This is a genomic window from Pseudomonas sp. TE6283 (assembly GCF_054060555.1).
The window spans coordinates 113,259-133,046 of the sequence record NZ_JBSSDH010000004.1 but is presented as its reverse complement, the minus strand read 5'-3'; the positions used below and the strand labels follow the sequence as shown (position 1 = coordinate 133,046).

Sequence of the window (19,788 nt, the reverse complement as noted above, 5' to 3'; positions counted from 1 at the left end):
GGAGAGCGAGACGACAATGCCCCATCACGCGACACTTCAGCAGGCCGGTTACGTCCTGCTTCGCCAGGCCGTCCCCCATGGATGGCTGGAAGAACTGCGCCATGTGTTCGAGGCCGGGGTGAAACCTGCGCAGCAGTGGCCAGTGCCACGCGCCAGCGACTGGCGTCACTCGCAACTGGACTGCGCCAAGCGAGTCCAGGCGGTCTGCCGCCTGCCGCGGTTGCTGGCAGCGGTGGGCGCGCTGATCGGCGAACGGTTCTTTCTCTACCAGGTGGAGGGCCGTGCCCCCGTGGCCGGTGGCGGCCACCAGGCGCTGCATCGCGACCTGTCGATGCAGCGGCCGGGCGACCTGGTGGGTGTCATGGTCTATCTGGACGACTACGGCCCGCACAACGGCGCCACCCGCATTGTCCCTGGCAGCCACCGGCCTGAACCGGGCGAGACGCCCTTCGACTACAGCGACGAATCCCGGAGCCTTCACCTGTCGGGGCGCGCGGGTGATGCCCTGGTGTTCGATGTAGACCTGGTGCATGCCGCCAGCCTGAATGCCAGCGGCGCACCGCGCCGCGCCCTGCTCATCGGCTATGCCGCCGGACCGCTCCAGGTGGCACTTCAGCAAACCGAGCATTTGCGCAATGTACACATGAACACGCAGGAATGCTTCGAACCCTCGGACTACGTGTTCACGGCACCATGACCGGGAGCCTGCCATTCACCCGACCGATCCTCGCGATGTAGGGGCTGTAGGCCGCTGCAACCAGGACGGCAACTTCATCGGCGTCGTCAAGCATGGCCCGGCGCAGGCGGATTGCAGCATCCATGTCCGTCTCAGTCCCTGACTACCGGCCACAGCACCGCTTGAGCAGCCACTACATGTCCCTTGCTGCTATCGAAGGTCACACTGGGCGACCCATGAAGCTGATAGCCCAAGGCCAGGCTCTCGGAAATACGCTGGCAGAAACTGGCGTCGTCCTTGCCGGTGATCAGGCGATAGACCGGCAGGCCGTTGGGTGGGGTCGAGGGCATCTGAGTATTCCTTTCATGGCAGGCGTCTATCGCGTGCGAGGCCGGGCATCATGCCATAGCTATCGTGTTGATTCGCCTCGGTGTGGGCTGAGCGGGCATGCTCCATAAGGATGGCACCGGCTGCGCCGGTTCGGCCATGAGTGGTGTTTCTTAACCAACCCCTGCTGAAAAGAGTGTTACCGAAACGCAGAGTGAGCCCTCGAATAATGCAGAAGATCGCATTCAAACCACAATGGATGAGTTGAAGGCTCACACGCCACCCCATTAACTCATTAGACGACATCTACGAATTCGCTGACCAATTAAGGGACACCGTGGGCTACTACGAGTAAAGAAAAGACGCCCTCGCCACTGGAGTGCCGCCGGAGCAAGGATAACCCTACCGTCTCACCATCAACTGCCCCCCGCCCGATCCCGCACCGGACACTGCGCCCGGTGCAGGTTCAACGCCGTATTGATGATCCCGATATGGCTGAACGCCTGCGGAAAATTCCCCAGCATCCGCTTGCCCGCCGGGTCGTACTGCTCGGCCAGCAGCCCCACGTCGTTGCACAAGCCCGTCAGTCGCTCATACAGCACCTGCGCCTCGTCCTGCCGCCCCAGCAGCACATACACATCCGCCAGCCAGAACGAACACACCAGGAACGTCCCCTCCCCCGGCGTCAGGCCGTCACTGCAACTGTCACTGTCGTAGCGCAGCAGCAGGCCGTTGCGCAGCAGGCGCCTTTCGATCTGTTCCAGGGTACGCAGAAAGCGTGGATCGTCGGCCGGCAGAAAGCCGGTCAGGGCGATCTGCAGCAGGCTGGCATCCAGCTCCGTCGAACCGTAGGCCTGGACGAAGTGCCGGCCGCCGGCGTCCAACCCACGCCGGCAGACCTCGTCACGGATCTCGTCCGCCACCTGGCGGTAATGCCGACTGCGCTCTCGCCCCTCCTCGGTGGTATCGGCCAGGCCCGCCGCCCGGTCGAAGGCAACCCAGGCCATGACCTTGGAGTGCACGAAGTGCTGGCGGCCGCCCCTCACCTCCCACAGCCCCTCGTCCGGCTCTCGCCAGATGCCTTCCAGGTACGGCAGGATCGCACGGGCGATGGCTGCGCCGCGCGAGTGGCGCGGCAGGCCGCCCTTGATGGCCTGGGTCATGGCGTCGGCCAGTTCTCCGTAGATGTCCAGCTGCAACTGCCCGGCGGCGGCATTGCCGACCCGCACCGGCTGCGAGCCCTCGTAACCCGGCAGCCAGGGCAAGGTGAACTCGGGAAGATCCCGCTCCCCCGCCAGGCCGTACATGATCTGCATCTGCTCGGGGTTGCCGGCCACCGAGCGCAGCAGCCATTCGCGCCAGGCCTGGGCCTCGTCGAAGTAGCCCAGGTTCATCAGCGCCAGCAAGGTCATGGTGGCGTCGCGCAGCCAGCAGTAGCGGTAGTCCCAGTTGCGCTCGCCGCCGACGCGCTCGGGCAGCGAGGTGGTGACGGCGGCGACCATGCCGCCGGTGGGCGCGTAGGTCATGGCCTTGAGGGTCAACAGCGAACGACGCACCCGGTCGGTGTAGGGACCGACATCAGGGCAGCGGGCGGCGAAGGCCCGCCACTGCTCCAGGGTCTGTTCGAAGTCGTGGTCAATGTCGCAATCGGGCTGCACGGGCAGGTGCGAGGCCTGATGGCAGAGGCTGAACACTTGGCGCTGCCCCGCGCACACGCGAAAACGGGCGACGCTGTGGTGGTCGCGTCCATGGGTTTCGGTGCTGCTGCGCAGGATCAGCCGATCGGGACCGGCGACGGCGCTCAGGGTCAGCGGGTCGATCTTTTCCACCCAGGGCACGCTGCGGCCGTAGTCGAAGCGCAGCACCAGGTCCATCTCGAAGGCCGTCTCGCCGGCCAGGCCCTCGACGATGCGTAGCACGGCGTTGCGCTCGCCCAACGGCATGCAGTCGAGCACCCGGGCGCGCCCACTGGCGGTGGTCCAGGTGGTCTCCAGTACCAGGGTGTCGTCGAGGTAGCGGCGAGCGCTGTGCTCGACCGGGTCGCTGGGGGCGATGCGCCAACGGCCGTTTTCCTCGTTGCCCAGCAGCGCGGCGAACACCGCGGGGGCATCGAAGCGTGGCAGGCACAGCCAGTCGAGGGCGCCGTCGCGGTTGATCAGGGCGGCGCTACGGCAGTTGCCGATGAGGGCGTAGTCTTCGATGTGGGCGGGCATCTCGGAGCCTCGGGAGGGGGTTGAGGTTGGATGCCGGAGAGGGATTCAGGGTTCCGCTGAAGTGCACTCGGCGTGGAGTGGAAGTTGTCGACATCGATGCCCAGGAATATTGATCTACGACATTGAGCCACTCTTTTCCTGTGCTAGAAATAGCGGGCCAGAGGCTGCTTACAGGAATGAGCATGCCTCTGCCCATGCGTAGCCATTACGCAGGATCAATCCCCTCAACAAGGACGTTATATGAAGATCGTCGGACTTTCCGCAATACTGCCGTCACGCCAAGTCACCAACCAGGACGTCATCAACCTGGTCGAACAACACTCCAGGGACACCTTCCAGGAGGACTTGCCGAAAACCTTGAAGACCATCGGCAAGTTGCTGGAAAAAAGCGGCAGCGACACCCGCCATTGGCTGGCGGCTGAAGAGACGCCGATGGCACTGATGGAAGCGGCGTTCGACGCGGCGCTGGCCCAGGCCAATATCAGCAAGGCCGACCTGGACCTGCTGATCTATCCCAACGTCACCCGTGGTTTCATCGAACCGGCCAACAGTACCTTCATCGCCAAGGCGCTGGGCCTGAACTGCCGCAACTTCGATGTGGTCGATGCCTGCAACGGCTGGGTGACGGCCATGGACGTCATCAACAGCAAGATGCAAGCCGGTGAAATCCGCTACGCCGCCATCGTCAACATGGAGTTCGGCATGTCGGAAGGCGGGCCGGTGATGCCCAAGAACTTCTCGTTGCAGTCGTCGGCCGAACTGGCCTACAAGTTCCCGAGCTTTACCATTGGCGAGGCCGCTGTCGTCACCATCCTGAGTAACGAGGCACCGGGGAACTTCAAGTTCTCCTATATCAACCGACCTGACCTGAGTGACTTGTCGACGATTTCCTTGCCAGACTGGAAGCTGTTCTGCAACGAGGAGGATATCGCCAAAATCGAACCGACCGGTGGCCAGTACCAGTTCAACTCCTATGCCGCCGCCTTGCACGAAGACGGGCGCAACGAAGCGATGAAAGTCTTCAACATGCAAAACCTCACCGCGGACGACGTGCACAAAGTGTTCATCCATACCGGCTCGCCAAAGATGTGGGAACACATTGGCCAGATGATTGGCGTCGATCACAAGTTGCATCACGTCGGGCACAAGACCGGCAACATCATTACCGCGTCGATTCCCTTCGGCATCTTTGATGCCATGAGCCGCGGCGAAGCCGAGCCAGGCCAGTTCTGCATGGGCTGGGCGGGCAGTGGCGGGATGGTGTTCTCGGCGCTGTCGTTTACCTTTTAGGGCTGCTTTGAAGGCCTGCCGCCGCACTGTAACGGCGGCAGGACGCTATCCCCGCCAGCGTCACCCCAGCGTGTGCCACTCGCGCTTGTCCCGCGCCAGCAGTTCGTCGCCGGCCTCGGGGCCATCCTCCCCCGCCGCATACCCATGCACTTCGCCGCCCTCGGCCGCCCAGGCATCGAGGAACGGTTGCACCGCGCGCCAGCCGTTCTCGATGTTGTCGGCACGCTGGAACAGGGTCTGGTCGCCGGTGAGGCAGTCGTAGATCAGCGTCTCGTAACCGGTCGCCGGGGTCATCTTGAAGAAGTCCTTGTAGGCGAAGCCCATCTCGACATTCTCCATCACCAGCTCCGGCCCCGGGCGCTTGGCCTGCAGGTCGAACCACATGCCTTCGTTGGGCTGGATCTGGATCTTCAGGTAGTTCGGCTTGGGCCGCTCCAGCTCGCTTTCGCGAAACTGCGCGTAGGGCGCCGGCTTGAAGCAGATGGCGATCTCGGTGTCGCGCACGCTCATGCGCTTGCCGGTACGCAGGTAGAACGGCACCCCGGCCCAGCGCCAGTTGTCGATCATCACCTTGAGGGCGACGTAGGTCTCGGTCTGGCTGTGCGGGGCGACGTTGGCCTCCTCGCGATAGCCGGGCAGGTGCTTGCGGCCCTGCTTGCCGGCGCTGTACTGGCCACGCACGGAATTGCGCAGGGCCATCTTGTGCGACCAGGGGCGGATGGCGCCGATCACCTTGGCCTTTTCACCGCGCACGGCGTCGGCGCCGAAGGCCGCCGGTGGCTCCATGGCGACCATGGCCAGCAACTGGAACAGGTGGTTGGGCACCATGTCGCGCAGGGCGCCGGTGTTGTCGTAGAACGCCCCGCGCGTCTCGACGCCGACAGTTTCGGCGGCGGTGATCTGCACGTGGTCGATGTAATGATTGTTCCAGAACGATTCGAACAGGCCATTGGAGAAACGGCTGACCAGGATGTTCTGGACGGTCTCCTTGCCCAGGTAATGGTCGATACGGTAGATCTGCCGCTCGTTCATCACCTTGAGCAGGCGGGCGTTGAGCGCCTCGGCGCTGGCCAGGTCAGTGCCAAAGGGCTTTTCCACCACCACCCGGCGAAAGCCCCCGCGCGACTCGTCGAGCAGGCCGGCATCGCCCAGGCGCTGGGCCACCTCGGGGAAGAAGCGTGGCGAGGTGGCCAGGTAGAAGATGGCGTTGCCGTGGCGCGTCTTGTCGATGCGCCGGGCCAGGGCCTGGTAAGTCTGCGGATCGAGGAAATCGCCGGTCTGGTAGTCCAGGCGCTTGGTCAGGCGTGCCCAGAGCTTCTCGTCCAGGCACTTGCCGGCGTCGCGCTCGGCCATGAAGGCATGCAGGCGCTCGGCGAACGCCTCGGCCGTGGCGGCATTGTGGTCGACCCCGACGATGCGCATGTTGCGATCGAGCAGGCCGTCACGGCTGAGGTTGTACAGCGCCGGCATCAGCAGGCGCTTGACCAGGTCGCCGCTGGCGCCGAACAGGAACAGGGTGCAGGGCGGCGCAGCGGGGATGGTCGATTTGCTCATTCAGTCCTTCTTCTTCTCGACGTGGCCGCCAAAGCCCAGGCGCATGGCGGAAAGGATCTTGTCACCGTAGGTGCCCTGCTGCTGGCGCGAGCGGAAGCGGGCGAACAGCGCGCTGGACAGCACCGGCACCGGCACGGCCTGCTCGACGGCGGCATCGATGGTCCAGCGGCCTTCGCCGCTGTCGGACACCGAGCCGCTGAACTCGGTCAGTTGTGGGTCGGCGACCAGCGCGTCGGCGGTCAGGTCCAGCAGCCAGGAGGTGACCACGCTGCCGCGGCGCCACACTTCGGCGATCTCGGCCACATTCAGGTCAAAGCGCTGTTCTTCCGGCAGTTCCGGGCCGCCCTTGCTGCGCAGCAGGTCGAAGCCTTCGGCGTAGGCCTGCATCAGGCCGTACTCGATGCCGTTGTGCACCATCTTCACGTAGTGGCCGGCACCGGGCGGGCCGGCGTGGATGTAGCCGTGCTCGGCGCGCTCGTGCTCGCCGCTGCGGCCCTGGGTGCGCGGAATGTCGCCGACGCCCGGGGCGAGGGCCTTGAACAGCGGTTCCAGGCGCTCGAACACCGCCTTCTCGCCGCCGATCATCATGCAGTAGCCACGGTCCAGGCCCCACACGCCGCCCGAGGTGCCGACGTCGAGGTAGTGCAGGCCACGCTTGCCCAGTTCGGCGGCGCGGCGCACATCGTCCTTGTAGAAGGTGTTGCCGCCATCGATGATGGCGTCGCCCGGCTCAAGCAGGTCGGCGAGCTGGGCGATGGTCTGCTCGGTGATTTCGCCCGCCGGCAGCATGACCCACACTGCCCGCGGCGCCTTGAGTTTGTGCACCAGCGCGCCCAAGTCGTGGGCGCCCACGGCACCTTCGCCTTCCAGGGTGGTGATGGCTTCGCGGTTGCGATCGTGGACCACAGTGCTGTGACCTGCGCGCATCAGGCGCCTTGCGATATTGCCGCCCATGCGGCCAAGCCCGATGATTCCCAGTTGCATGTGACGACGCTCCCGTTGGTTTTGCTTTACAACAATTGACGATTTCAGATTAGTCCAGCGTTCTGGCGGAGGGTTCACCGACGAACGGGGCGACAACGATAAACAAAAAAGTTCCCAAGGGCCTGCGAAGAATTCAGAATGCGCGCCGCGCGAAGCGACTACGCTTCAAATTGTCACCAGCCATGCGAGGTGTGCCATGGGTACCCTGATGCCAGCCACTCCCACCCAGACCCTCTATGTCACCGTGCGCCGCGACGAGCTGCGCCAGTTGAAGGACGAACGCGACCAGTTGCGCCAGCAGGTCGCCCAGCTGAACCTGCTGCTCGAGCAGGCCCGCGTGCACGGCAAGGCCGCCGGTCTCTGATTCACCTTTCCTGTGTGGGAGCACCTTGGCTCCCACCCGTTCACTGACGCCCTTTCTTGTTGCCGTATCGCGCCCGGCGCGGGTCGAACCCGCTACGCAGCGCTGCGACCCTCATATTTTGCAACAACTCGCCAACGTTTGCGCGGGCAAACGTCCGCGAGAAACATGACCAACGGGTCACTTTTCTTGCATTTGGTCTCCTACACTCCAGTTTCGGCCCGCGTTTTGCTCATAAAAAAGTGACGTAAAAAAGTCGAACTTTGCAAAGCACGGGCAGGTCAGGACTTAAGTGGGCCGGTGCAAAAGGACTTCCTCACGCCAGGCCCGCCCACCCCAACCAGTCCATACGTCTTTCGGCCGGAATGCCGAACGTGCCGTGCCTGCGCGCACGAATCTGGGGCAAGGACCGCACTACGAAGATGCAACAACGATCAGAGAGCACACCCACGAGCCAACGTTAAGCACACACCAGAACAAGGGACGGAGAGAAGTATGATCAGTGCCGCTGTCGAACCTCACGTAGAATCATTCAACCCGGATAGCCGCGAGCCGCTGCCAGCGGCGCTCGCCCCGACAGTCAAGGCACCCGGCGCACAGCGCCAGCACAATCCGAACAAGCGCAAGATCCTGTTCGTCACCTCGGAGATCGCCGACCTGGTCAAGACCGGCGGCCTGGGCGACGTGTCCTCCGCCCTGCCCCGCGCCCTGGCGCATTTGCACGATGTGCGGGTGCTGATCCCCGGTTACCGGCAGGTGATGGAAAGCGACAACCCCATCCATATCGTCGGCGAACTGGGTGGCCACGCAGCCCTGCCACCGTGCAGGATCGGCCGCATGGACCTGGCCGACGGCCTGGTGATCTACGTGCTGATCTGCCCCGAGCTGTACCAGCGCGACGGCACGCCCTACGGTGCCAACAACGGCCGCGACTGGCCCGACAACCATATCCGCTTCGCCCGTCTGGGCCTGGCGGCGGCGGAAATCGCAGCTGGCGAAGGCATGGCCCACTGGCGCCCCGACCTGGTGCACGCCCACGACTGGCCGGCCGGGCTGGCCCCGGCCTACATGCACTGGCGCGGCTTGAGCACCCCGACCCTGTTCACCATCCACAACCTGGCCTACCAGGGCGTGTACAGCCGCGGCTGCAGCCCGGAGCTGGCGATCCCCGACCACGCCATGCAACAGGAAGGCATGGAGTTCTACGGCAAGCTGTCGTTCCTCAAGGCCGGCCTGGCGTACTCCAGCCACATCACCACGGTCAGCGCCACCTATGCCCGGGAGATCACCACCCCCGAGTTCGGCTGCGGCCTGGACGGCTTCCTGGCCAGCAAAGCCCAACAAGGGCTGCTCGGCGGCATCCCCAACGGCATCGATGAAAGCTGGGACTCGGCCACCGACCGGCACCTGCACCACAATTTCAGCCTCAACGACTGGGCCGGCAAGGCGCGCAACGCCCAGCAGGTGCGTGAGCTGTTCGAACTGGAGCCGTCGGACGGTCCGCTGTTCGCCGTGGTGTCGCGGCTGGTCTACCAGAAAGGCCTGGACCTGACCCTGGGGGTGGCCGACTACATCGTCCAACAGGGGGGCCAGATCGCCATCATCGGCCGCGGCGAACCCGAGGAGGAACAGGCCATGCGCGAGCTTGCCCTGCGTCATCCGGGCCGTATCGGCGTGCGCATCGGCTTCAACGAGACCGACGCCCGGCGCATGTTCGCAGGCAGTGACTTCCTGCTGATGCCGTCGCGCTACGAGCCTTGCGGCCTGAGCCAGATGTACGCCCAGCGCTTCGGCTCGCTGCCGGTGGCGCGCAACACCGGTGGGCTGGCCGACACCATCGAGAACGGTGTCACCGGCTTTTTGTTCGACGACTCGACCGTCGACAGCTACCGCGAGGCTCTGGCCCGCGCCTTCTACGTTTACGGCAAGAAGAGCCTGTTGAACGCCATGCGCTGCCTGTCGATGACCCAACCGTTCAACTGGTGCCAGGCGGTGGAGCCCTATGCACGCCTGTACGAGGACTTGGTCAAGCAAGCGCAGCACAGCCACTACTGAGCGGGGAATTGAAGATGCACAGGCATGGCGCACACCTGCTGGACGCCACGTCGGCGCGTTTCGCCCTCTGGGCGCCGGATGCGCGCAGCGTGAGCGTGGAATTGGAGCAGCAGCCGGCGATCGAGCTATTGCCCGACGGTGACGGCTGGTACACCGGCGTGGCCCCGTGCCGGGCCGGTGACCGTTACCACTACCGTATCGACGGTGCACTGAAGGTGGCCGACCCGGCCTCGCGCTACCAGCCCGATGGCGTACAGGGGCCGAGCCAGGTGGTGGATGTGGCCAGCTACGCCTGGCGACACCCCTGGCAGGGCCTCCCCTGGCACGAAGCGGTCATCCAGGAGCTGCATGTCGGCCTGCTCGACGGCTACGTCGGGGTGGCCCGGCACCTGCCGCGTCTGGCCGACCTGGGCATCAGCGCCGTCGAACTGATGCCGCTGGGACAGTTCCCTGGCGAGCGGAACTGGGGTTACGACGGCGTGCTGCCCTATGCGCCGCAAAACACCTATGGCAGTCCCGAGCAATTGTGTGAGCTGGTCGACCAGGCACATGGCCAGGGGCTGATGGTGCTGGTCGATGTGGTGTACAACCATTTTGGCCCCGACGGCAATTACCTGCAGCAGTACGCCAGCCCATTCTTTCGCGAGGACCGGCAGACTCCCTGGGGGGCAGCCATCGACTTCCGTCGCCCGCAGGTGCGCGAGTACTTCATCCAGAACGCCCTGATGTGGTTGTGCGACTATCGCTTTGATGGTCTGCGCCTGGATGCCGTGCACGCCATCGACCAGCCCGACTTCCTGGTCGAGTTGGCGCAAAGGGTACGCGCGGCCGTGGAGCCTGGCCGTCACATATGGCTGGTGCTGGAAAACGAGCACAACCAGGCCGCACTGCTGCAGCAAGGCTTCGACGCGCAGTGGAACGACGACGGCCACAACGCCCTGCATGTGCTGCTGACCGGCGAGACCGAAGGCTACTACGCCGACTTCAAGGACCGACCGATCGACCAGCTGGCCCGCTGCCTGGCCGAAGGCTTCGTGTTCCAGGGCCAGCCCGACCGCCACGGCACGCCCCGCGGCGAGCCCAGCGGCCACCTGCCACCAAGCGCCTTCGTGCTGTTCTTGCAGAACCACGACCAGGTCGGCAACCGCGCCCTGGGTGAACGCCTTACCCGCCTCTGCCCGCCGCCGGCCCTGCGCGCCGCCACCGCGCTGTTGCTGCTGGCGCCGATGATCCCGCTGCTGTTCATGGGCGACGACGACGGCAGCCGTGAGCCGTTCCTGTTCTTCACCGATTTTCACGATGAGCTGGCCGACGCCGTGCGTGAGGGCCGCCGCGGCGAGTTCGCCCATTTCGACGCCTTCGCCGATCCGCACAAGCGCGAGCAGATACCCGACCCGAATGCCGAGGCGACCTTCGCCTCATCCAGGCCCCGGCAACGGAATGTACTGGCCGGCTGGCACGGTCTGTACCAGCAATTGCTCGACCTGCGCCGGCGCCATGTCGTACCGCACCTGCCCGGCGCACGCGCCCTCGGCAGCGAGGTGCTCGGCGACCAGGCGCTGACCGCCCGCTGGCGCCTGGGCAATGGCGACGAGCTGCGCATCGACCTCAACCTCGCCGCCCAGCCCCAGCCGGTCGCGCTGCCCGCCCTGCAGCGGCGCCTGTACGACAGCAGCGACAACGCCCACCCCGACTCGGCCCTCGCCGCGCACAGCTGCGTGGTCAGCCTGCTGCCCCCCGACCAGGAGACGCCATGAGCGAACAGCCCCTCCACCGCCTGGCCGCGCGGGTCGGCCTGGCCCGCGACTGGATCGATGCCAACAACCGCCCGCAGCAGGTCAGCGACGAGGTATTGCGCCGAGTGCTCGCAGGCCTCGGCCACCCGGCCGGCGATGCCGCCGCCATCGCTGCCAGCCTGCGTGCCGTCGAACAAGCCGAGGACAGCGAGCACCTGCCGCCGCTGCTGACCGTCGATATCGGCCAGCCCCTGGACCTGCGGCGCTATTTCACCGCCGGCCGCCAGGCGTACTGCACACTGGAGGACGGCAGCCTCCGCCGCCTGCCCCTGGACACCCAGGCGCGGTTGCCGGGCGAGCTGCCGCTGGGCTACCACCGGGTGGACATCGATGGCCGCAGCTTCAGCGTGGCCGTGGCGCCGCCGCGCTGCCATGCCCTGGAGGACCGCGTCGAGCAGCAACCGCCGCGCTGCTGGGGCATCGCGGCGCAGCTGTACAGCCTGCGCCGCCCCGGCGATGGTGGCTATGGCGACTGCCTGGCCCTGGAGCAACTGGCGCGCAACGCCGCAGAGCGCGGCGCCGATGCCTTGGCGATCAGCCCGATCCACACCCTGTCGGCGTTCGATCAGCGCCACTTCAGCCCCTACTCTCCCTCCAGCCGGCTGCTGCGCAACGTGCTGTACGCCAGCCCCGGTGTCGTCTTTGGCGAGCGCGAGGTGCGCATGGCCATCGAGGCCTGCGACCTGCAGGCGACCCTCGACATGCTGGAGCAGCAGGCGCTGGTGGACTGGCCACGGGCCGCCGATGCCCGTCTGCGCCTGCTCGAGGCGCTCTACCGGCAGTTCAGCCAGGGCGAGCATCCATTGCGCGAGGACTTCGAGAGTTTCCGCGCCAGCGCCGGCGAACGACTGGAGCACCATTGCCGCTTCGAAGTGCTGCAGGCGGAAGCTGTCAGTACGGGCCTGGGCGCCGACTGGCGCCGCTGGCCCAAGGCCTGGCACGACCCCTACCACCCCGAGGTCGAAGCCTTCGCCAACGCCTATCCGGCGCGGGTCGAGTTCCACGCCTTCTGCCAGTGGCTGACCGAGCGCAGCCTGCAGCGGGCCCAGGACGCGGCGCGCGGCAACGGCATGGCGGTAGGCCTGATCGCCGACCTGGCGGTGGGGGCCGACGGCGCCGGCAGCCAGGCCTGGAGCCGCCAGGACGAACTGCTGGCCGAGCTCAAGGTCGGCGCGCCCCCGGACATCCTCAACCGCTCCGGCCAGGATTGGGGCATCTGCGCCTTCTCCCCCGAAGGCCTCAGGCGCAACGGCTACCGCGCGTTCATCGAGATGCTGCGGGCCAACCTGGCCCACGCCGGTGGCCTGCGCATCGACCATGTGATGGGCCTGCGCCGGCTGTGGCTGATCCCCCGCGGCGCCAAGCCGAGCGAAGGCGCCTATCTGGACTATCCGCTGGACGACCTGCTGCGCCTGCTGGCGCTGGAATCGGCGCGACACCAGGCGATCATCCTCGGTGAAGACCTGGGCACCGTGCCCGAGGGCCTGCGCGAACGCCTGGCCGAAAAGGCCGTGCTGGGCATGCGCGTGCTGCCGTTCGAGCAGGCCGCGCCCGGACAGTTCAAGCCGATCCTCGACTGGCCGGACAATGCCCTGGCCACCACCGGCACCCATGACCTGGCGCCCCTGGCCGGTTGGCTGGCGGGCCGCGACATCGACTGGAACCATCGCCTGCAACTGATCGACGCCGCCACCGAGCTGCACTGGCGCCACACCCGGGCCCTGGAACGCGACGGCCTGCGCCGCACCCTGGAGCAGAACTACGGGCCACTGCGCGGCGACGACGCGCTGATCGACGCGGCGATCCGCTATGTTGGCCACAGCCGCGCCCCCCTGGTGCTGGTGCCGCTGGAAGACCTGCTGGGCAGTGACGAGCAGGCCAACCTGCCCGGCACCACCGAAGGCCACCCCAACTGGCGCCGGCGCTTCAAGGCGCCAGCATGCGACCTGCTCGACGACGAGGACGCCGCCCGCCGCCTGGAGCTGCTGGCCCAGGCTCGCGAACAGGCCTGGGAGCGTGACCGATGAAACCGTTGACCGCGACCCTGCGCCTGCAACTGCACAGCGACTTCACCCTGGATGACGCGGTGCCGCTGGTGCCCTACTTCGCCCGCCTTGGCATCAGCCACCTGTACGCTTCGCCGATCCTCACCGCCCGCGCCGGTTCCCGGCATGGCTACGACGTGGTCGACCCGACTCGGGTCAATCCCGAGCTTGGCGGCGAGGCGGCGCTCGAACGCCTGGTGGCCGCGTTGCGCCAGCACGGCATGGGGCTGATCCTCGACACCGTGTCCAACCACATGGCCGTCGGCGGCGCCGACAATCCCTGGTGGCAGAGCCTGCTGGCCTGGGGCCGGCGCAGCCCCTATGCGGAATTCTTCGATATCCAGTGGCATTCCAGCGACCCGTTGCTGGCCGGGCAACTGTTGCTGCCGTTCCTGGGCAGCGATTACGGCGCGGCCCTGCAGAACGGCGAGATCCCGTTGACCTTCGACGCGCCACAGGGGCGTTTCGAGGTGGCCCACCATGAACATCGCTTCCCGATCTGCCCGCTGGACTACGGGCGCATCCTCGGCCAGGCCGAGGATCCGCGCCTGCAGGCACTGGCCGCGCACTTCAGCGCCCTCGGCGAGGCCGACGACCCACTGGCCGCGGCCCTGCCCCTGCAGCACGAGCTGGCGCGCCTGGCCGCCGCCGGCGCGGACCTGCAAGCGGCCCTCGGCGCGTTCGACAGCCGTGTCGAGGCCGGCTTCAAGCGTCTGCACCTGCTGCTGGAACGCCAAACCTACCGCCTGGCCAGCTGGCGCACCGCCGCCGACGACATCAACTGGCGGCGCTTCTTCGACATCAACGAACTCGGCGGCCTGCGCGTGGAGCGCGCGGTGGTGTTCGAGGCCACCCATGCCAAGCTGTTCGAGCTGATCGAACGCGGCCTGGTGGATGGCCTGCGCATCGACCATATCGACGGCCTGGCCGACCCGCGCCGCTACTGCCGCAACCTGCGCCGCCGGGTCGACCGCTTGCTGGCGCGACGGCCACTGGATGCCGCACTGGCGCACTTCCCGATCTATGTGGAGAAGATCCTCGGCGCCGACGAGCACCTGCACCGCGACTGGCTCACCGACGGCACCACCGGCTACGAGTTCATGAACCAGGTGTCGCTGCTGCAGCACGATCCCGCCGGCGAGGGGCCGCTGGGCGAGCTGTGGAGCAGCGTCAGCGAGCGCCCCGAGTTCGCCGAGGAGGTGCGCACTGCCCGCCATCTGGTACTCAACGCCAGCCTGGCCGGCGACTGCGAGTCGGTGGCCCAGGCCCTGCTGCAAGTGGCTCGCGACGACCTGATGACCCGCGACCTCACCCTCGGCGCCATTCGTCGGGCGCTGCAGGCGCTGGTCGAGCACTACCCGGTGTACCGCACCTACATCAACGCCTGTGGCCGCCCCGCCGAGGACGAGGTGTTTTTCCAGCAGGCGTTGGCCGGGGCGCGACAGTCACTGGGCGAAGCCGACTGGCCGCTGCTCGGGCAACTCGAGCGCTGGCTCGGTGGCCAGCAGTGGCGCCGCCTGCCGCCGGGCCGGCCACGCAAGCACCTGCGCCATGCCTGCGTGCGCTTCCAGCAACTGACCGCGCCCAGCGCCGCCAAGGCCGTCGAGGACACCGCATTCTATCGCTCGGCCCGCCTGCTGTCGCGCAATGATGTGGGCTTCGACGCCGAGCGTTTCAGCGCCGGGACCGCCTGGTTCCACAACGAGGCCCAGCGCCGCCTGCGCGACTTCCCCGACAACCTGCTGGCCACCGCCACCCACGATCACAAGCGCGGCGAGGATTGCCGGGCGCGTCTGGCCGTGCTCAGCGAGCACGGCCCCTGGCTGGCCAGCCGCGTCGAGCACTGGCGCGAGCTGGCCGCGCCGCTGCGCGAAGCACTGGACGATGGCGAGGCCCCCAGCCCCGCCGACGAACTGCTGCTGTTGCAGACGTTGCTCGGCAGCTGGCCGCTGACCCTCGACCTGCATGACCCAACGGCCCTGCGCGCCTATGCCGAACGCATCCGCCAATGGCAGCGCAAGGCCCTGCGCGAAGCCAAGCTGCGCAGCAGCTGGGCCGCGCCGAACGAGCGCTACGAGCAGGCCTGCGCGGCCTATGTCGACGGCCTGCTGCTGGATGATGAGAACCAGCAGCTGCGCCAGTCGCTGCACGAGGCGGCGCGCCGCCTGGCCTGCCCCGGTGCCTTGAACGGCCTGGTGCAGTGCCTGCTGCGCATGACCACCCCCGGCGTGCCGGACCTGTACCAGGGCAACGAGTACTGGGACTTCTCGCTGGTCGACCCGGACAACCGTTGCCCGGTGGACTACCCGGCAAGGCGCGCCAGCCTCGACGACGGCACACCCCTGACCGAGCTGCTCGCCCACTGGCGCGATGGCCGCATCAAGCAGGCCCTGGTGGCCCGTGTGCTGGACGCGCGCCAGGCCCATCCCGAGCTGTTCCAGCGCGGCGCCTACCTACCGCTGACCGTGCAGGGCCGCCACGCCGACCAAGTGCTGGCCTTCGCCCGCCTGGGCCAGGGCGAACGCGCCATCATCGTCGTACCACGGCTGGCCAGCGCCCTGCTGGGCGCGGCCGCCACCCCGTTGATCCCGGCTCCGAACTGGGACGATACCCGGCTTGTACTGCCGTTTGCCTTGTCGCCTGCCAACTGTTCGGGACTTTTCGGCGGCGGTGCTGTCACCCCTTCAAGGGAGCTGATGTTGAGCACCGTGCTGATGGAGTTTCCGGTCAATGTGTTGATTGAACATGCCTAACTGCATTCAGGAGCATCGAGATGAGTGTCGAAGAAAAGCGTATTCGCGAGTTTGCGTATCAGATCTGGGAGTCGGAAGGCAAACCGGCGGGTCAGGAGAACCGCCATTGGGAGATGGCGTGCAAGCTGGCCGAAGCCGAGGCGCTGGCGCCCAAGGCCGCGCCGCGCAAGAAGGCGGCGACCAAGCCCAAGCCCGCCACCCCCGTGGAAAAACCGCTTGCCGTGAAGAAGCCCAGGGCAGTGAAGAAGCCGGCGGCGGGCTGATTTCATTTTAGTGCCAGCAATGGGCCGCACAGCGGCCCCGCTTCCGCCCCAAGGACCATGAGGACCGCCATGAGCCCCCGCACCCCGAAGAAGACCCGCTCCGTCGCCCCGTCGCGCATTCGCGAAGGCCTGCCCTTTCCGCTCGGCGCCACCTGGGACGGCCTGGGGGTCAACTTCGCGCTTTTCTCGGCCAACGCCACCAAGGTCGAGCTGTGCCTGTTCGACGCCAGCGGCGAGCAGGAAATAGAGCGCATAGAACTGCCCGAGTACACCGACGAGATCTATCACGGCTACTTGCCCGACGCCCACCCTGGCCTGGTCTACGGCTACCGTGTGCACGGCCCGTACGACCCCGAGAACGGCCACCGTTTCAATCCCAACAAACTGCTGATCGACCCCTACGCCAAGCAGCTGGTCGGCTCGCTGAAGTGGTCCGAAGCGCTGTTCGGCTACACCATCGGCCATCCGGACGCCGACCTGTCGTTCGATGAGCGCGACAGCGCGGCGTTCGTGCCCAAGTGCAAGGTCATCGACCCGGCCTTCACCTGGGGCCGCGACCAGCGCGTGTCGATCCCGTGGGAGCGCACCATCATCTATGAAGCCCATACCCGCGGCATCAGCATGCGCCACCCGGCGGTGCCCGAGCACCTGCGCGGCACCTTCGCGGGGCTGGCCAACGACGAACTGCTGGCGCATATCAAGGAACTCGGCGTATCGAGCATCGAGCTGCTGCCGATCCACGCCTTCGTCAACGACCAGCACCTGCTGGACAAGGGCCTGAACAACTACTGGGGCTACAACAGCATCGCCTTCTTCGCCCCCCACCCGCGCTACCTGGCCAGCGGCAAGATCGCCGAGTTCAAGGAAATGGTTGCCCACCTGCACGACGCCGGGCTCGAGGTGATCCTCGATGTAGTCTACAACCACACCGCCGAGGGCAACGAGCGCGGCCCGACCCTGTCTATGCGCGGCATCGACAACGCCTCGTACTATCGTTTGATGCCCGACGACCGGCGCTTCTACATTAACGATTCGGGCACCGGCAATACCCTCGACATGAGCCATCCACGGGTGCTGCAACTGGTCACCGACTCGCTGCGCTACTGGGCCGGCGAGATGCACGTGGATGGCTTTCGCTTCGACCTGGCGACCATCCTTGGCCGCTATCACGACGGCTACAGCGAGCGCCACGGCTTCCTCGTCGCCTGTCGCCAGGATCCTATGCTCAGCCAGACCAAGCTGATCGCCGAACCCTGGGACTGCGGCCCGGGCGGCTACCAGGTGGGCAACTTCGCCCCGGGCTGGGCGGAATGGAACGACCGCTTCCGCGACACCGTGCGCAGCTTCTGGAAAGGCGACGAAGGCATGCTCGCCGACTTCGCCGCGCGCATCACCGCCTCGGGCGACCTGTTCAACAACCGCGGCCGGCGGCCCTACGCCTCGGTCAACTTCGTCACCGCCCACGACGGTTTCACGTTGCGCGACCTGGTGTCGTACAACGACAAGCACAACGAGGACAACGACGAGAACAACCAGGACGGCACCGACAACAACCTGTCGTGGAACTGCGGCGTCGAAGGCCCCACCGACGACCCGGCGATCAACGCCCTGCGTATGCGCCAGATGCGCAACTTCTTCGCCACCCTGCTGCTGGCCCAGGGCACGCCGATGATCGTCGCCGGCGACGAATTCAGCCGCACCCAGCACGGCAACAACAACGCCTACTGCCAGGACAGCGAGATCGGCTGGGTGAACTGGGACCTGGACGAGGACGGCCAGGCGCTGATGGCCTTCGTCAAGCGCCTGACCCGGCTGCGCCTGGCCTATCCGATCCTGAGGCGCTCGCGCTTTCTGGTCGGCGACTACAACGAGGCGATTGGCGTCAAGGACGTCACCTGGCTGGCCCCGGACGCCAGCGAGATGACCGTCGAGCAGTGGGAAGACCCGCACGGGCGTTGCCTGGGCATGCTGATGGACGGCCGCGCCCAGGTCAGCGGCATCGCCCGGCCTGGCGCCGAGGCGACCATGCTGCTGATCGTCAACGCCTACCACGACGTGGTGCCGTTCACCCTGCCGGCGGTGCCGGAGGGTGACTACTGGAGCTGCCTGGTCGACACCGACCGGCCCGAGCTGCGCAAAGCGCAGCACCTGGCGTTCGACACGGTGTTCGAGGTCAAGGGGCGGTCGCTGCTGTTGCTGGTGCTGCAGCGGGAGGAGGACTGAACCCCAAAGGGGAAGGCCTGTCCTAGACTGTGTTGTGACAGTACAAACCTGGGGCTGCTGCGCAGCCCATCGCGACACAAGGCCGCTCCCACAGAGGCCTCGATCTCCTGTGGGAGCGGCCTTGTGTCGCGATGGGCTGCAAAGCGGCCCCCTTCACCCAGGAGCACTCGTGAACCTCGAAGCCGGCAGTCCAGGTTTCGCCAACGTCAACCAGGCCCCGGCCGTGCACCGGGTCAAGGTGCTGACGGTCAACACCCACAAGGGCTTCACCGCCTTCAACCGGCGCTTCATCCTGCCAGAGTTGCGCGAGGCGGTGCGCAGCACCGGGGCCGACATCGTGTTCCTCCAGGAGGTGCTCGGCAGCCATGACCGCCACGCCGCGCGCTACCCCGGCTGGCCACGGACCTCGCAGTACGAATTCCTCGCCGACAGCATGTGGAGCGACTTCGCCTATGGCCGCAACGCGGTGTACCCCGACGGCCACCACGGCAATGCGCTGCTGTCCAAGTACCCGATCATCGAGCACCGCAACCTCGACGTGTCGATCACCGGCCCCGAGCGCCGCGGCCTGCTGCATTGCGTGCTGGACGTACCCGGGCGGCGCCAGGTGCATGCCATCTGCGTGCACCTGTCGTTGCTCGAGCGCCACCGCCAGCAACAGCTGCACCTGCTGCGCCGGCTGCTCGACGCCCTGCCCGCCGACGCCCCGGTGATCATCGCCGGCGATTTCAACGACTGGCAGCTGCGCGGCAACCACACCCTGGGGCTGGAGCATGGTCTGCACGAGGCCTTCGAGCGCCACCATGGCCTGCTGGCCCGCACCTACCCCGCGCGCCTGCCGCTGCTGCGCCTGGACCGTATCTACCTGCGCAACGCCGAAAGCCACGCCCCGAGAATCCTTGGCAACAAACCCTGGACCCACCTCTCCGACCATCTGCCGCTGGCAGTGGAAGTGCGGTTGTAGCAACGATTCGGCATAGCCGCCGCACGGCAAATCACCATTTTCGATATGCATGCTTAAAAATTACATAAATTCAATAGGTTGAGCGGTCAAACAGTAATTTTGCAATCCATTCACGCTTTCTTGACGCAAGCGCTGTCCTCTCCTTAGCTGAACAGTAATCACCAGACGTAAAAACTCGTGCCGGGCCTCTAGCGCGCGCCTTCGTGCGCTCTCCAGAAGGTTGGTGCGCTGGTTCGTGTCGCCCCTGTTCTTGTCGTACAGCACGTGACATCAGGCCAGGTCTT

General features: G+C 66.4%; 15 protein-coding genes. 10 read left to right on the top strand and 5 right to left on the bottom strand.

What is annotated here, in order from left to right; genetic code table 11:
* Positions 1 to 16 precede the first annotated feature (16 nt).
* Positions 17 to 697, top strand: a complete 681-nt coding sequence (locus ACVWZ5_RS07905; RefSeq protein WP_457340523.1) for a phytanoyl-CoA dioxygenase family protein — start codon at positions 17 to 19, stop codon at positions 695 to 697.
* Here the strand turns inward: ACVWZ5_RS07905 and ACVWZ5_RS07900 are convergent.
* The 3 genes from ACVWZ5_RS07900 to ACVWZ5_RS07890 form a co-directional block, all read right to left on the bottom strand.
* Entirely contained in the window at positions 684 to 821 is a 138-nt protein-coding gene (locus tag ACVWZ5_RS07900; RefSeq protein ID WP_155721672.1) for a hypothetical protein, read from the bottom strand. The two genes, ACVWZ5_RS07905 and ACVWZ5_RS07900, sit on opposite strands and share 14 nt — an antisense overlap.
* A 7-nt stretch (positions 822 to 828) precedes the next feature.
* Positions 829 to 1,026 carry a DUF1737 domain-containing protein gene (locus ACVWZ5_RS07895; RefSeq protein ID WP_062359459.1) on the bottom strand — a complete coding sequence of 66 codons (198 nt, stop codon included), beginning with the start codon at positions 1,024 to 1,026 and terminating at the stop codon, positions 829 to 831.
* Positions 1,027 to 1,419: 393 nt separating this feature from the next.
* Positions 1,420 to 3,216, bottom strand: a complete 1,797-nt coding sequence (locus ACVWZ5_RS07890; RefSeq protein WP_258800239.1) for a glycoside hydrolase family 15 protein — start codon at positions 3,214 to 3,216, stop codon at positions 1,420 to 1,422.
* A gap of 240 nt (positions 3,217 to 3,456) precedes the next feature.
* On the opposite strand from ACVWZ5_RS07890, the gene ACVWZ5_RS07885 reads away from it, so the two are divergent.
* Positions 3,457 to 4,506, top strand: a complete 1,050-nt coding sequence (locus ACVWZ5_RS07885; RefSeq protein ID WP_457340522.1) for a 3-oxoacyl-[acyl-carrier-protein] synthase III C-terminal domain-containing protein — start codon at positions 3,457 to 3,459, stop codon at positions 4,504 to 4,506.
* Between the two features lie 60 nt (positions 4,507 to 4,566).
* Here ACVWZ5_RS07885 and zwf read toward each other — a convergent pair whose 3' ends face one another.
* Both zwf and gnd read right to left on the bottom strand, forming a co-directional pair.
* Positions 4,567 to 6,060 (bottom strand): glucose-6-phosphate dehydrogenase, encoded by a 1,494-nt coding sequence (gene zwf, locus ACVWZ5_RS07880; RefSeq protein ID WP_457340521.1) that lies wholly within the window; start codon positions 6,058 to 6,060, stop codon positions 4,567 to 4,569.
* Entirely contained in the window at positions 6,061 to 7,080 is a 1,020-nt protein-coding gene (gene gnd / locus ACVWZ5_RS07875; RefSeq protein ID WP_257722101.1) for a phosphogluconate dehydrogenase (NAD(+)-dependent, decarboxylating), read from the bottom strand.
* 160 nt (positions 7,081 to 7,240) lie between these two features.
* On the opposite strand from gnd, the gene ACVWZ5_RS07870 reads away from it, so the two are divergent.
* The 8 genes from ACVWZ5_RS07870 (at position 7,241) to ACVWZ5_RS07835 (ending at position 19,504) form a co-directional block, all read left to right on the top strand.
* Entirely contained in the window at positions 7,241 to 7,408 is a 168-nt protein-coding gene (locus tag ACVWZ5_RS07870) for a DUF6026 family protein (RefSeq protein WP_172402379.1), read from the top strand.
* 492 nt (positions 7,409 to 7,900) lie between these two features.
* A complete protein-coding gene (gene glgA, locus ACVWZ5_RS07865) occupies positions 7,901 to 9,460 on the top strand; it encodes a glycogen synthase GlgA (RefSeq protein WP_062574521.1) in 1,560 nt (519 codons plus the stop codon).
* Between the two features lie 14 nt (positions 9,461 to 9,474).
* The gene (treZ, locus tag ACVWZ5_RS07860) at positions 9,475 to 11,217 is read left to right on the top strand and encodes a malto-oligosyltrehalose trehalohydrolase (protein WP_186600309.1); all 1,743 of its coding nucleotides are present in this window, start codon (positions 9,475 to 9,477) and stop codon (positions 11,215 to 11,217) included.
* The gene (gene malQ / locus ACVWZ5_RS07855) at positions 11,214 to 13,283 is read left to right on the top strand and encodes a 4-alpha-glucanotransferase (protein WP_062574522.1); all 2,070 of its coding nucleotides are present in this window, start codon (positions 11,214 to 11,216) and stop codon (positions 13,281 to 13,283) included. Before treZ ends, malQ begins: the two co-directional genes overlap by 4 nt.
* The gene (locus ACVWZ5_RS07850; RefSeq protein WP_062574523.1) at positions 13,280 to 16,054 is read left to right on the top strand and encodes a malto-oligosyltrehalose synthase; all 2,775 of its coding nucleotides are present in this window, start codon (positions 13,280 to 13,282) and stop codon (positions 16,052 to 16,054) included. Before malQ ends, ACVWZ5_RS07850 begins: the two co-directional genes overlap by 4 nt.
* A gap of 20 nt (positions 16,055 to 16,074) precedes the next feature.
* Positions 16,075 to 16,317, top strand: coding sequence for a DUF2934 domain-containing protein (locus tag ACVWZ5_RS07845; RefSeq protein ID WP_062574524.1), 243 nt, complete (start codon positions 16,075 to 16,077; stop codon positions 16,315 to 16,317).
* Between the two features lie 69 nt (positions 16,318 to 16,386).
* Positions 16,387 to 18,540: a glycogen debranching protein GlgX gene (glgX, locus tag ACVWZ5_RS07840; RefSeq protein WP_062574525.1), complete on the top strand. Its 2,154-nt coding sequence runs from the start codon at positions 16,387 to 16,389 to the stop codon at positions 18,538 to 18,540.
* 169 nt (positions 18,541 to 18,709) lie between these two features.
* The gene (locus ACVWZ5_RS07835; RefSeq protein ID WP_062574526.1) at positions 18,710 to 19,504 is read left to right on the top strand and encodes an endonuclease/exonuclease/phosphatase family protein; all 795 of its coding nucleotides are present in this window, start codon (positions 18,710 to 18,712) and stop codon (positions 19,502 to 19,504) included.
* The last annotated feature ends 284 nt before the right edge of the window (positions 19,505 to 19,788 follow it).